Here is a 13,170-nt window from a genome sequence, read left to right as displayed (position 1 = left end):
GTATGTCCTGGTTCGCCGCCCTCCGAGACACCGCGCGGACCGGACTGACCGTCGACCGGGCGCTCACCGACCCCAAACGCGCGCTGCGCGGGGCGGTCGCCGTCGCCCTGGTGCTCTTCCCCACCCTCGCGCTCGGCGACGCCCGGCTCGCCACCTCGGCCGCGATGGGCGCCTTCATCGCCGGCACCGCCACCTTCCAGCGCAGCTTCCGCCCCCGCGCCACGCTCGCCGTCGCCGCCGGGATCGGGCTCGGCGTCAGCACCTTCCTCGGCTACCTCGCGGTCGGCGTGGCCGGCGCCTTCCCGGTGCTGCTCGCGGTCTGGGCGTTCGGGGCCGGGCTCGCCTGGGCGATCGGACCGACCGCCGGGGTGGTCGCCGCCAACACCCTCTCGGTGATGCTGATCGTCGTCCAACTGCCGGTCAGCCCGCTCACCGCGCTCGGCCACGGGCTGGTCTGCGCGCTCGGCGGCGCGGTCCAGGCGCTGGTCATCACGGTCTGGCCGATCGGCAGCTGGACCGCCCAGCGCGAGGCGCTCGCCGACACCTACGCCGAACTCGCCGACTACGCCCGCCGACTGCGCCAGGACCCGACCGCGCACGTCGACCCGGCGCCGTTCATGACGGCCCGGCACGCCGCCGCGCTCACCCCCTGGCAGGACCGGCACCGGCCGCCCGAACTGCGCGGCCTGCGCGGCCTCGCCGAACGGATCCGGCCGACCCTGGCCGCGATCGCCGACCCCAAGGTCGGCGCCCCCGAGGAGGGCCCGGAACGCGACCGGGCCCGCGAGGTGCTGGCCGCCGCCGCCGAGGCGATGGACGCGCTGGCCCGGGCCGTCCGCACCGGCGACCCGGTCCAGCTGCCCCGCTCCGGTCCGGCCTTCACCCTGGTCGCCCGGACCGAGGGCGCGGAGCTGCGCGGCGCCGCCCGCCGGGCCGCGCGCCGGCTGGCCGGGCTGCTCCGCAAGGCCGCCGACGCCCTCGACCGGAGCTCCGAGGACACCATCGACATCCCCGTCGTCCAGGCCGGCGGGGCGCTGCGCAAGCCGCCGCTGTTCCGGATGCTGCCGACCGCGCTGCGGGCGGTGCGGCGGCAGGTCCGGCCGCGCTCGGCGATCTTCCAGCACGCCGTCCGGCTGACCGGCGTGGTCACCGCCGCCTATGTGTTGGCCCGGCTGGCCGGCTTCGAGCACGGCTACTGGGCGCCGATGACCGCCGCGATGGTGATGCGGCCCGACTTCGCGCAGACCTACAGCCGCGGCGTGGCCCGGCTGGCCGGCACCGTGGTCGGGGTGGCCGCCTCCACCCTGGTGGTGCAGCTGGCCAGACCCGGCGAGTGGGTGCTGGCCGCCCTCGCGGTGCTCTCCATCGCCTGCGTCTACCTCGCCTTCCGCACCGGCTACGCGGTGGTCACCGCCTGCATCTCCTCCTACGTGGTCTTCCTGCTCGGCCTCCAGGAAGGGGACCCGCTGGTCACCGCCGTCGAACGGGTCGGGCTGACGCTGCTCGGCGGCTCGGTCGCGCTGCTCGTCTACGCGCTCTTCCCGACCTGGCAGACCGCCCGGCTCGGCGAACGGCTGGCCGAGTGGCTGGCCGCCGCCGGGCGGTACGCGGCCGAGGTGCTCGCCGTCTACGAGCGCCCTGCGGCGCCGCGCGGCCGGGCCGTCCGGGCGGCCCTGCTGGACTCCCGGGAGGCCCGCTCCGAACTGCTCCAGGCGATCCAGCGGGCCGACGCCGAACCCGGCCGGCACGCCTCCGGACTGCCCGCGGTGAGCCGCCGCCAGCTGGACCGGGCCCGGGCCGCGGTCGGCCACCTCGGCCGGGTCGGGGTGCTGCTGGAGGCCCACCTGCCCGCCGCCGACGCCGACCCGGTGCCGGGGGCGGCGGAGTTCGCCGAGGAGCTGCGGCTGGCCACGGCGCTGGCGGCGGCCGCGCTGCTGACCGGGCAGCCGGTCGAGTTCGGCGAGGTCCGGGCGGCGCAGGAGCGGCTGGAACGGCAGCTCGCGCAGGCCCCGGCCGGGGTGCAGCGGGACGTCGTGCGGGCCGGCAGCCGGATGCTGCTCCAGGCGCTCAAGGACCTCGAACGCGCCCTGCGCGGCGGCGGCACGGCGGCCGGCCCCGAGCGGCGGGAGCCGGGGCCCGAGCCGGCGCCGGAGCCGACCGGGCGCCGAGGCCGGTGATCCCGGCCGCCGCACGGGTGGCAGAGTGGGCGGCGTGAACGAGGAACTGCTGCGCGCCTGGCGGACCGGCGCCGAGGAGCCGGGGACGGTCCTGCTGGACGGGTTCCACCCGCTGAAGCACGCGCTGCGCTTCGACGGCGCCGTCCGGCAGGTGCTGACCGCCGACCGGGCCGCGCTGCTCGCGCTCGCCGCCGAACTGGCCCCCGACGTCTCCCCCGCGCTGGCCGCACTGGCCGTCGAGCTGCCGGAGAGCGCGCTGCGCACGCTCGCCCCCCGGCTCCACCCGACCGGCGTGATCGCGCTGGCCCTCCGGCCCACCCCGGCGGCCAACCGCGCCGCCCTCGCCCGGCGGCCCCGGCCGGCGCCGGTCGTCCTGCTGGAGAACCCGCGCAACCTCGGCAACGTCGGCGCGGTGATCCGGCTGGCGGCCGGCTTCGGCGCGGCCGGCGTGGTCACCACCGGCGAGCTCGACCCCTGGCACCCGGCGGTGCTGCGGGGCAGCGCCGGCCTGCACTTCGCCACCGCCGTCGAGCGGCTGACCCTGCCGGAGCTGCCGCCCGGCCCGCTGTACGTACTGGACCCGGAGGGCGCGGACATCCGGGCGACGGACTTCCCGGACGACGCGGTGCTCGCCTTCGGCACCGAACGGCACGGCGTCTCGGCGGAGCTGAAGGCGCGCGCCGACGAGCTGGTCGCGGTGCCGATGCGGCCCGGCGTCTCCAGCTTCAACCTGGCGACCAGCGTGGCGATGGGCCTCTTCCACTGGATGTCCGGCCGCCCGCCCGGGGCACCGCTCCCGGGCGGGGTCGACGGCCTCTCCTAGGAGAACAGCCGCCGCCAGGTGTCCGGGCCGGGGTAGCCGTCGGCCTCCGCGCCGCGCCAGCCCTGGGCCTGCTGGAAGGCCTGCACGTTGCGCCGGTCGGACTCCGTCCAGCGCGGGCCCGGACCCGTGGTGTAGTACCGGCCGTAGCCCTTGCGGACCAGCTGCTCGCCGAGCTGCCGGACGGCCTCGTCGACCGCCCCCGGGGCGAACCGGGCCACGCCGGGGAACGGCGGGACGACGGTCGGCGGGGGCGGCGGCAGCGGGCCGCCGCCGTCGATGTTCCGGCCCTTGCCGTTGACCAGGTAGTCCCAGGTGTCCTTGCCCGGGATGCCGTCCGCCTCGGCGCCGCGCCAGCCCTGCGCGAGCTGGAACGCCTCGGTGGCCCGCCGGTCCGACTCGCTCCAGCGCGGGCCCGGCCCCTCGTCGTAGAACCGGCCGCCGCCGCGCTGCACCAGCAGCTGGCCGAGCTTGGTGACGTACGCGTTGTTCGCGCCCGGGCCGAACTTGTCGGCGCCCGGGAAGGCCGTCGCGGAGGTGCCGTCGTTGCTGCCGCCGCCGGTGGAGAGCCCCTTGTAGCGGTACGGGACGTACGAGGCCGAGTTGTTCCAGTAGGCGTACGGGGTGGCGCGCTTGGTGGTGTTCGGGGAGGTCTGCTCGTACGCCAGGTAGCGGGTGCGGCCGGAGTCCGTCCAGCCGCCGAACACGGTGACGTGCGAACCGGACTGCGGACTGGCCGGGTTGTTGTGGACCAGGATGTCGCCGGGCTGGAGCTCGGCCCGGGTGATCCGCTCGGCGAAGTCCGGCAGGGTCCAGGTGGTCTGGTTGCTGCCCAGCCCCCAGGCCATCGAGACGAAGCCGGAGCAGTCCTGGCGGTAGCCGTCGGACCAGTACCGGCCCATGCTGTACGGGACCTTCTGGTCGACCCAGCGCTGCGCCCGCTCGATGATCTGCGCCCGGGTGACCGGCTGGGCGGCGGCCCGCGGGGAGGCGAGGCCCCGGGCGGACGGGGCGCCGGACGGGGTGCCGTAGAGGTCGCCGACCTCGCCCTGCGGGGTGGCCGAGCGGGTGCTGCCGGTGCCGCCGGGGGCCGGGGTCGGCGTCGGGGTCGGGGCTGCGACGGCCGTGACCGCGCCGGTCGCGCCGCCGCCGAGGGCGGTGCCGACGGCGGCCACCAGCACGGCGGCCCGGCGGCGGACGCTGCGGCTCTCCGGTGCGGAGCGCAGCCGGGCGCGGCGACGGGCGTTGCAGCCCCCGCATATGCAGTCGTCGTCCGGTTCGACCTCGTCGAACCGGAGCAGCGGGGTGGGGTGGTCGGTGGGAGTCATGCTCCGCCTCTTTTTTCTCCTGGTGGGGGACGGCCGGGCCGCTGACGGCCCGACAGCACGCTCCTTCCCAGGGCATCAGCGCGTGTTATCGGGACCAAAGTCCCAAAGCGGACGCCTGGTCGGCACGGCGGACTGCGCCGGTCGGGTGACGACCGTTCGGCGCCCGGGCGTGGCGCGGCGTGGCGGGAGGCGGTAGGGCCGGCGGTGGAGGAGGCCCGCCCCGTGCGGGCCGAAGGCCTCCCGCCCCGAGCCGAAGGGGCGCGCCGGTGCCGAAAGGGAGAAGCGAGGGAGCGACGTAGGAGCGAGGGAGCGCCGACCGTCGGCGCCGGGTCAGAGCGCTCCGGAGGCGAGCGGGCGACTAGCCGGGTTGGCGGGTGAGTATTCGGGGTCGGTCCAGGTGAGGGGGGTGGCGTCGGCGAGTTCGACGACGCCGGTGACGGTCAGGTCGACCACCCGCTCGGCGCCGGGCAGGCCGGCCGCGGCCGGGTCGGACCAGTCGGTCCGGGCCTCGCCGGTGACCAGCAGCGCGCCGCCGGTCTCCCAGTCCGGGACGAGCAGACCGGCCCGCGGGTCGAGCTCCAGGTTGCCCAGGGTCATGAACATGCTGTTGCCGGCGTAGTCGGGCCAGCGCAGCCGGTCCGGCCCGAGGACCCGGAGGAAGCCCGGGTTGCCGCCCCGGTGCGAGGCGTCCACCCGGCCGTCCGGCCCGGCGGTGGCGACGAAGAAGGTGTCGGCGGTGCTCATCAGCAGCTGCTGGACGGTGCTCAGCGCGGAGCCGGTGGCCACCCGGCGCGGGGGGCCGGCCGCCGGGCGGTCCACCGGGCTGCGGCGCTGGATGTACTTCGGGCAGTTCGCGTAGACCTGGTCGGCGGCGATCACCAGGCCGCCCCGGCCGTCCGGGACGGCGCGGCCGTTGACCCGCATCCGGCGCCGGGCCGCCGGGTCCAGCGCGATGGTGCCGACCTCGGCGGGGCCGGCCAGGGCGGCGGCCAGCGGGTCGGCTTCCGCCGGGCGGGCGGCCACCGCCAGGGTCCGTTCGTCGGCGGCCCGCAGGAAGCCGGCCGGGCCGCTGAGCTGGGTGGCCCAGAGCCGGCCGGCGGCGTCGGCGGCGCCGACCACCAGGACCCGCCGTTCGGTGAGGAAGCGGGCGGCCACGGCCGGGATGGTGCTGCCGACGGCGCGTCCGGAGTGGTCGGCCCGGTCCAGCCGGCCGGCCCGGGACTGCACGGCCCGTTCGCCGGGGTGGTAGGGCGTGTCGGTGGTGGTCATCGCGGCGGCCTTCCTGCGCGGGGCCCCGGGGTCCTAGAAGAACCCGCAGGTCGGGGCGGACTTGCTGGGGGCCTCGGCGCCGGTCTCGTCGACGCCGGCCGGGGTGTAGATCTCCAGCCGGACGCCGTCCGGGTCGGTGAAGAAGATCCCGCCGGAGGCCGCGCCCTCGCCGTGCGGGACGACGCCGTCGTAGGCGAACTCGGCGCCCAGTTCGCGCAGCAGCGCCTCGGCGGCGCGGACCTCGTCGAGCGTGTCGACCTGGAACGAGAGGTGGTGCAGGCCGGGGGCGGCGGTGGCGAAGCGGCCCTCGCTCTGCTGCCAGAGGGTGAGGACCAGGCGGCCGTCCCGGCCGAGGAAGGCGAAGCGGTGCTCGGCGTCGGTGCCCTCGCGGACCGGCTCCAGGCCGAGGACGCGCCGGTAGAAGGCGGTCGAGCGGGCGAGGTCGGTGACGTTCAGACCCACGTGGCCGGTCTGGAGGGTGCTGCTGATGGTGCCGGACATGCCTGATCACTCCCGTGGTCAGGGCGCCTCGGGGCGCCGCTGGCTAACCGTTAAACATGACAGTAGTGGTTAGCCAGGGGAGGGTCAACCGGTACTTGCCGGTTTAGTGGTTAGGTTGTGCGGGCATGTCTCTGCCATGACAAGAGTGCGGACGGGACCGACCGGGGCAGGGGCGCGCGGGCGCCGGGCCGCGGTGCGGCTACTCCCACTCCCAGCGGACGCCGATGTGGCCGGGCTGCTGGTCGGGGGCGAGGACGTGGGCGGAGGCCGAGGCGCCGATCCAGAGCTGCTCGCGGCGGCGGTCGACGTCCGCGCCCGGGTCGCGGTCGTAGCGCTCGCAGTGCGCCGGCACGGTGGCCGGGTCGAAGTGCACCTGCAGCACGTACTCGCGCACCGGCGTGGCGAACCGGCGGCTGTACTCCGTCGTCTCGGCGCCGCCGGACGGGATCTCCACCTCGTACTCGAAGACGGTGCTGTCGCCGAGGCCCAGCGGGCGGTCCAGCATCACCTCGCCGACGATCAGCCCGGTGTCCGGGCGGCGCCGGACCCGGCCGAGCCGGCCGTGCCGGACCCCGGTGATCTCCGGGCAGCCGGTGGCCTCCTCGTCGGCCTTGTGCACCACCAGGCAGCGGGTCACCCCGGCCACCGTCGCCCGGACCACCTGGCGCATCCGCAGCAGGTTGCCGCGGCGCTCGGCGTCCACGTAGTACGAGTCGTGGATCGACAGCCGCTCCAGTTCGCCGGCCGGCGGCGCGTCCAGTTCGGCGAAGACGTCGGCGATCTCCTGCTCGCCCGGCCAGACCTCCTCCAGCCGCAGGTGGCTGGTGCCGGCGTTGGCCGCCCAGCGGCCGCGCGGGCGGGGCGGGCCGAGCAGCGAGGACAGCGTGGAGTGCGGCAGGCCGAGCAGTTCCTCCAGCAGGTGCACGGCGCGCAGCGAACTGGCCCGCTCGGGCTGGCTGCGGCCGCGCCGCCAGTAACTCAGCGTCGTCACACTGACCCTGACGCCCCGTTGGGCGAGCGCGGCCCGGATCCGGTCCAGGCTGAGCCCGCTGGCCTCGATGGCCAGGTGCAGGGTGTCGGCGAAGCCGCCGGTGGGGCTGGGGCGGCCGGCCGTCGGAGCGGGGGACAGCGGCGGAGCCGGCGGCCTGGGTGCGGGTGCGGGCGCGCCGGGGCGCGGGCCGACCAGTCGGAGCCGGGCGTCCTGGGGGTGTTGTGAGGCCATGCGGGTACCCTCCCCACCGAGCGGGTTCGGCAGACCCGTCGTGGCGCCGGAACGCGCCGTCAACGGCCTCGCCGAGCTGTGGGGAACCCTATGCACGGTCGAGAGGCTACGTCATCAGTCCTGCGTATGACAGTGGTCACGAGGGCCGGACCGCAGGGTTAGCGATCTTGAAACAGTACGGAAACATACGGTCCCGGCGGCGTCCGGGACCGGGCGAGAGCGAGGGATGGCCGATGACGGACCGGAAAGCAGACCCGCGGGATCCGCGCCCGCTGACCGGCGAGCCGCTCGCGCTCGACCTGTTGAACACCCGCTGGGCGGGCACGCCCGTCAACGACCTGCTGGACCGGCCGGACGGCTTCGCGATCTGGCTCTCCTCCGCCGGGCTCGCCGAGCGGTGCCGGGCCGAGGAGGCCGGGCTGGCCGCCGTCCGGGAGGCCCGGACGGCGCTCGCGGCGGCGGTCCGGGACCTGGACGAGCACGGTGCGATCGGGGCGGCGGCCGCCGCCGGGCTGAACGAGGTGCTCAAGCGCGGGCGGCTGCGGCGGGAGCTCGGCCCGCAGGGCCCGGCGGAGCACGTCGAGGTGGACGGGCCGCAGTGGCTGGCCGCCTGGCTGGCCGCGGACGACTTCCTGGGGCTGCTGGGGCAGGGCGCGCACCGGATCAAGAAGTGTGCGCACGAGGCCTGCATCCTGCACTTCTTCGACACCTCGCAGAACGGCCGGCGGCGCTGGTGCTCGATGGCGGTCTGCGGGAACCGGGCGAAGGCGGCGCGGCACTACGAGAAGGCGCGGGGGTAGGGCCCGCGCCTTCTCGTGCCCCGCCCCGAGCCGAAGGGGCGCGCCGGTGCCGAAAGGGAGAAGGGCCAAGCCGCCGACGGAGGAGGTGGTGCAGTGCCCGCCGACCGTCGGCGCCGGGTCAGAGCGCCCCGGAGGCGAGCGGGCGAGTCACAGCCTCGCCCAGCCAGTGGGTGAGCGCCTCGCGCAGCTCGCGGTCGCCCGGGTCGACGGCGGCCCAGGCGGCGTAGCCGTCGGGGCGGATCAGCAGCACGGTGTCGCGCAGCTTGCCGTGCGGGTCGGCCGGAGCGGCGGTGACCAGCCGGTCCGCCCACGGGTCGGCGGCCGCCACCTCGTCATTGCTGACCAGCACGAACTTCCCGGCCCGCAGCGCCTCGTAGAGCCGCTCGGGGGCGGCCGGCCCGCCCTCGCGGGGCGGCTCCAGGCCGGTCAGCCGCAGGTCCGGGACGCGCTTGCCGGCCAGCGGGTGGGCGTCCTTGGCGGCCGGGTAGGCGATGCCGATGCCGGAGACGGTGCGGGCGCCGCGCTCGGCGACCACGTCGAGGTGCTCGGCGATCGAGGCGAGCGCCCCGCGCAGCGCCCGGGTGGCGGCGGACTGGGCGAGGGCGAGCCGGATCAGCGCGCCGGAGGTGCGCAGCACCGACTTGCCGACCGGGTGCCGCTCGGTCTGGTAGGTGTCGAGAAGCGCGTCGGTGGCCCGGCCGCGGACGGCGGCGGCGAGCTTCCAGGACAGGTTGGCGGCGTCCTGCAGGCCGGTGTTCATGCCCTGGCCGCCGGCCGGGGAGTGGCAGTGGGCCGCGTCGCCGGCCAGGAAGACGCGCCCGGAGCGGTAGTTGGGGACCTGCCGCTCGTCGCTGTGGAAGGTGGAGCTCCAGCGGACGTCGTGCAGTCCGTAGTCCTCGCCGAGGGTGTCGCGGGCGATGTCGGCGATCCGGTCGAGCGGCGCCGGGGCGCCGTCGGGGAACTCGCCGGTGCGGTCCCAGGCGATGACCCGGTACCAGCCGTCGCCGAACGGCACCAGGAAGGCGAAGCCGTGCTCGTTGGCGGCGGCGGTGATCGCCTGGTCGGGCTCGCGCTCCAGCCGGACGTCGGCCAGCAGCACCGAGTTGACCACCGACTCGCCGGGGAACGGCAGGCCGAGCAGGTCGCGGACGGTGGAGTGGACGCCGTCCGCGCCGACCGCGTAGCGGGCCCGGTGGCTGACGGTGGCGCCGTCCTCGACGGTGTCCACGGTGACGCCCTCGGCGTCCTGGCGCAGCGCGACCACCTCGGCGCCGCGCCGCACGGTGGCGCCGGCCTTCACCGCGCGGTCGTGCAGCAGGCGCTCGGTCTGGTACTGCGGGGTGATCAGGACGAACGGGAAGCGGCTGGGGAGCTCGGCGAGGTCGACCCGGAGCCGGTTGAAGATCCGCAGCGAGGTGAGCGGGCGGCCGGTGGCGATCAGCTCGTCGGCGAGGCCGCGGGCGTCGAGGAGTTCGAGGGTGCGGGCGTGCACGGCGAAGGCCCGGGTGAGGTTGGACTCGGCGCCGCGCTTCTCCAGGACGGTGACGCTCAGGCCGGCGGCGGCGAGGTCGCCGGCCAGCAGCAGGCCGGTCGGTCCGGCGCCGACGATCAGGACGTCGGTGACGGTCTGCGTCTCGCTCATGTGTCAGCTCCCGGTGTGCGAACAGAGGTTGGACGCCGCGTTCGGCGTGCTCCCGGCCTCCATCATCGCTGCCCGGGGGGCTGAGTGTGAATCTCCGGGCCCGACGGGTGCCGGGCCCGGAGGTTCACGACCGCTCAGCTGTGCCGGCGGATCTCCACGGTGCGGAACCGGTTGGCGACGAACGCGCCGTCGCAGTAGGCGGAGTTGGCGGCCGGATTGGCGCCGGTGCCGTGCAGGTCGGAGAAGGCGGCGGTCTGGTTGGCGTACACCCCGCCGGTGAGGTTGAGCGAGAGCGAGACGCCGGCGTCGAGGGCGGCCTCGACCAGGGCGGCCTCGACCTCGGGGGCGGTGGTGTAGCCGGAGGCGGTCATCGCGCCCTGGGTGCGGACGGTGTCGCGCAGCAGCTCGACCGCGGCGGCGGTGTTCTCGACCGCGACGGCGAAGGAGACCGGGCCGAAGCACTCGCTGCGGAAGACCGCGCGGTCGTCCGGCTTGTCGGCGTCCAGCTTGACCAGCGCGGGGGTGCGGACGGTCGCGCCGGGGAACTCGGCGGACTCCACCGCGCGCGGGGCGAGGGCGAGCTCGCCGTACTCGCCGCCGGCCGCGGCGGCCGTGCGCTGGAGCACGCCGGGGTTGACCACGGCGCCGAGGATCGCGGCGGCGCGGGCGTCGTCGGAGAGCAGGCCCTCGATGGCGGTGGCGAGGTCGCGCACCACCTCGTCGTAGGACTTGGCGCCCTGGTCGGTGTCGATGCCGGTGCGCGGGATCAGCAGGTTCTGCGGGGTGGTGCACATCTGGCCGCTGTACAGCGAGAGCGAGAAGGCCAGGTTGGCCAGCATGCCCTTGTAGTCGGCGGTGGAGTCGACGACGACGGTGTTGACGCCGGCCTTCTCGGTGTAGACCTCGGCCTGCCGGGCGTTCTCCTCCAGCCAGTCGCCGAAGGCGGTGGAGCCGGTGTAGTCGATCAGCCTGACCTCGGGGCGGACCGCGAGCGTCTTGGCGACGGTGCCGCCCTCGTGCTCGGCGGCCAGGCAGACCAGGTTGGGGTCGAAGCCGGCCTCGGCGAGCACCTCGCGGGCGATCCGGACGGTCAGCGCCAGCGGCAGGACGGCCCGCGGGTGCGGTTTGACCAGCACCGGGTTGCCGGTGGCGAGGGAGGCGAACAGGCCGGGGTAGCCGTTCCAGGTGGGGAAGGTGTTGCAGCCGATCAGCAGCGCCAGGCCGCGCGGGACGACGGTGAACTCCTTGGTCATCACCAGCGGGTCGCGCTTGCCCTGCGGCTTGGTCCAGCCGGCGCTCTCCGGCAGCCGGGTCTGCTCGGCGTACGCGTAGGCGACGGCCTCCAGGCCGCGGTCCTGGGCGTGCGGGCCGCCGGCCTGGAAGGCCATCGCGTAGGCCTGGCCGGTGGTGTGCATGACGGCGTTGGCGAACTCGTGCGAGCGCGCGTTGATCCGGCCCAGGATCTCCAGGCAGAGGGCGGCGCGGACCAGCGGACCGGCCGCGGCCCAGGCCGGCCGGGCCTCGCCCAGCGCGGCGATCAGGGTGTCCGGCCCGGCGTGCGGGTAGCCGATGCCCAGCTCGATGCCGTACGGGGAGACCTCGCCGCCGACCAGGTCGCCGTCGGCCGGGTGGCCGGGCAGCTCGAACGGCCGGTTCAGCAGCGACTCGAAGGCGGCCTTGCCGTCCGCGGCGGCGCTCTCGCCGTAGGCCTTCGGGAACTCGGGGTAGGGCGACCAGTAGTCGCGCTTGGCGGCGGCGTCGACGGCGGCCCGCAGGGTGTCCTGGTGGCGTGCGACGAGCTCGGCGACGAGAGGGTGGGTGACCGCTGCGGACATGGTGTGCGCTCCTCAGAGGGGAGGACGGGACACGTCACAGAGTAACCGAACGATCGGTCGGCTCAAGAGGGCAAATCGGAACGGAACCGTGGAAGCACGTGGGGGCGCGTCCGGATCGGACGCGCCCCCACGGTGACCGGGTCACCGGCCGTTACGGGATGCCCAGCTCGAAGATCACGTACCCGCTGTACCAGCCGGAGGCGAGCGCCCCCGTCCCGAGCACCGCCGCCAGCACCGGCCAGCTCAGCTTCCGCATCGCCACCGCGAGCGCGATGAGCAGCGGGAACGCCGGCAGCAGGTAGCGCGAGGTGTTGCCGAAGATGCCCAGGCTGCCGAGCACCGAGACGATCGTGGCCAGGGTGTACGCGGTCAGCACCAGCGGCGGCCGCAGCCGGACCAGCAGCACGATCAGCACCGGCAGGCTGAACACGATCAGCGTCGCCAGCATGTCCGCCGTTTGGTACGCGAACGGGTAGTCGTTGCGGCCCAGCAGGATCCCGCGGATCGCGTTCCAGGTGCCCTGGCCCCAGTCGAAGTAGTGCAGCCAGGCGTCCCGCTGGAGCGAGAAGTAGCCGCCCCACTCGCCGGTCCGCCAGCCCACCCAGCCGACGTAGCCGAGCAGCCCGAGCGGGGCCAGCAGCATCGCGGCCAGCGGACGCAGCACCCCGCTCTCCCGCCGGTACAGCTCCACCAGGGCGGCCAGTCCGACCGCGCCGATCAGCGCCGCCGAGGTCGGCCGGTTGAGGCCCGCGACCAGGGTCAGCACGCCCGCCGCGACCCACTGCTTGGTCATCACGCAGTAGCAGGACCAGGCGGCCAGCGCGATGAACAGCGAGTCCGAGTAGAGCGCCCACTCGGCGCCCGAGCCCGGGGCGATCGCCCACAGCCCGGCCGCGATCACGCCCGCGCGCGGCCCGGCCATCCGGTCCACCACCGCGTAGATGCCGGCCGCCGCGAACAGCGAGGCCAGCACCGAGACCAGCATCCCGGCCCCGTACAGGCCGAGGCCGGTGCCGTCCGAGACCAGCCGCATCAGGCCCGGGTAGAGCGGGAAGAACGCGGCCGAGTTCTGCTCGATGGTGAAGCCGGGCGAGCCGCCCGGGACCGGCACCAGCGCCGGGTGGTAGCCGAACTGGGCGACCTGCTGGTACCACCAGCCGTCCCAGCTGGCCAGCACGTCCCAGGGGTTGGCGCCGCCGCCGAACCGCGGGTGCTTCTTGAGGTAGTCCCCGGAGAAGGAGAGCAGCTTCATGAAGACCGTGAAGCCGACCAGCTTCAGGACGGCGTAGCACCACACGGCCGGGCCGAAGCGCAGCACCAGCCCGCGGGCGCGCTCGCGCCAGTCGGCGCCGGGCTCGGTCGCCGACTCCTCGCTGCGCTGCTCGGGCACGTCGGAGGCGACGGCTGGTATTGCAGTCATCGGTGTGGACCCCACCCTGCTCTGCCGTGGACGGATCGTCCGCCGAGTCTAGGGCGTGGGGTGCGGGTTTGGTGTGGACCAAGGGGCCGGTTTGGTGTGGACCGAGGGGCCGGGCCGGTGCGGACCGAGGCCACCCGGGCGTCCCGTCGGCACGGT

General features: G+C 75.4%; 10 protein-coding genes. 3 read left to right on the top strand and 7 right to left on the bottom strand.

Annotation, left to right across the window (positions count from 1 at the left end):
- Positions 1 to 2: 2 nt before the first annotated feature.
- Both AB0N76_RS20160 and AB0N76_RS20155 read left to right on the top strand, forming a co-directional pair.
- Positions 3 to 2,177, top strand: a complete 2,175-nt coding sequence (locus AB0N76_RS20160; protein WP_363558847.1) for an FUSC family protein — start codon at positions 3 to 5, stop codon at positions 2,175 to 2,177.
- 34 nt (positions 2,178 to 2,211) lie between these two features.
- Positions 2,212 to 3,000, top strand: coding sequence for a TrmH family RNA methyltransferase (locus tag AB0N76_RS20155; RefSeq protein ID WP_363558846.1), 789 nt, complete (start codon positions 2,212 to 2,214; stop codon positions 2,998 to 3,000).
- Here the strand turns inward: AB0N76_RS20155 and AB0N76_RS20150 are convergent.
- From AB0N76_RS20150 to AB0N76_RS20135, 4 genes are all read right to left on the bottom strand, one after another.
- Entirely contained in the window at positions 2,997 to 4,325 is a 1,329-nt protein-coding gene (locus AB0N76_RS20150; protein WP_363558845.1) for a peptidoglycan-binding protein, read from the bottom strand. The genes AB0N76_RS20155 and AB0N76_RS20150 overlap by 4 nt on opposite strands.
- Positions 4,326 to 4,655: 330 nt before the next feature.
- Positions 4,656 to 5,594 carry a pyridoxamine 5'-phosphate oxidase family protein gene (locus AB0N76_RS20145; RefSeq protein WP_363558844.1) on the bottom strand — a complete coding sequence of 313 codons (939 nt, stop codon included), beginning with the start codon at positions 5,592 to 5,594 and terminating at the stop codon, positions 4,656 to 4,658.
- A gap of 33 nt (positions 5,595 to 5,627) precedes the next feature.
- A complete protein-coding gene (locus tag AB0N76_RS20140; protein WP_363558843.1) occupies positions 5,628 to 6,095 on the bottom strand; it encodes a VOC family protein in 468 nt (155 codons plus the stop codon).
- Positions 6,096 to 6,294: 199 nt separating this feature from the next.
- Positions 6,295 to 7,317, bottom strand: a complete 1,023-nt coding sequence (locus tag AB0N76_RS20135; RefSeq protein WP_363558842.1) for a hypothetical protein — start codon at positions 7,315 to 7,317, stop codon at positions 6,295 to 6,297.
- Between the two features lie 233 nt (positions 7,318 to 7,550).
- Between AB0N76_RS20135 and AB0N76_RS20130 the strand changes: the two genes are divergently transcribed.
- On the top strand, positions 7,551 to 8,117 hold the full coding sequence (locus tag AB0N76_RS20130; protein ID WP_363558841.1) for a CGNR zinc finger domain-containing protein: 567 nt from the start codon (positions 7,551 to 7,553) through the stop codon (positions 8,115 to 8,117).
- A 118-nt stretch (positions 8,118 to 8,235) separates the two neighbouring features.
- On the opposite strand, the gene AB0N76_RS20125 is transcribed toward AB0N76_RS20130, so the two are convergent.
- The 3 genes from AB0N76_RS20125 to AB0N76_RS20115 all read right to left on the bottom strand — a co-directional run bounded on the left by AB0N76_RS20125 (position 8,236) and on the right by AB0N76_RS20115 (position 13,014).
- A complete protein-coding gene (locus tag AB0N76_RS20125; protein WP_363558840.1) occupies positions 8,236 to 9,759 on the bottom strand; it encodes an FAD-dependent monooxygenase in 1,524 nt (507 codons plus the stop codon).
- Positions 9,760 to 9,893: 134 nt separating this feature from the next.
- Positions 9,894 to 11,594 (bottom strand): phenylacetic acid degradation protein PaaN, encoded by a 1,701-nt coding sequence (gene paaN / locus AB0N76_RS20120; RefSeq protein ID WP_363558839.1) that lies wholly within the window; start codon positions 11,592 to 11,594, stop codon positions 9,894 to 9,896.
- 151 nt (positions 11,595 to 11,745) lie between these two features.
- A complete protein-coding gene (locus tag AB0N76_RS20115) occupies positions 11,746 to 13,014 on the bottom strand; it encodes a hypothetical protein (protein ID WP_363558838.1) in 1,269 nt (422 codons plus the stop codon).
- Positions 13,015 to 13,170: the final 156 nt, after the last annotated feature.

It is taken from the genome of Kitasatospora sp. NPDC093806, from assembly GCF_040683335.1.
Lineage (GTDB): Bacteria > Actinomycetota > Actinomycetes > Streptomycetales > Streptomycetaceae > Kitasatospora.
This window is presented reverse-complemented; position numbering and strand designations above follow the sequence as displayed.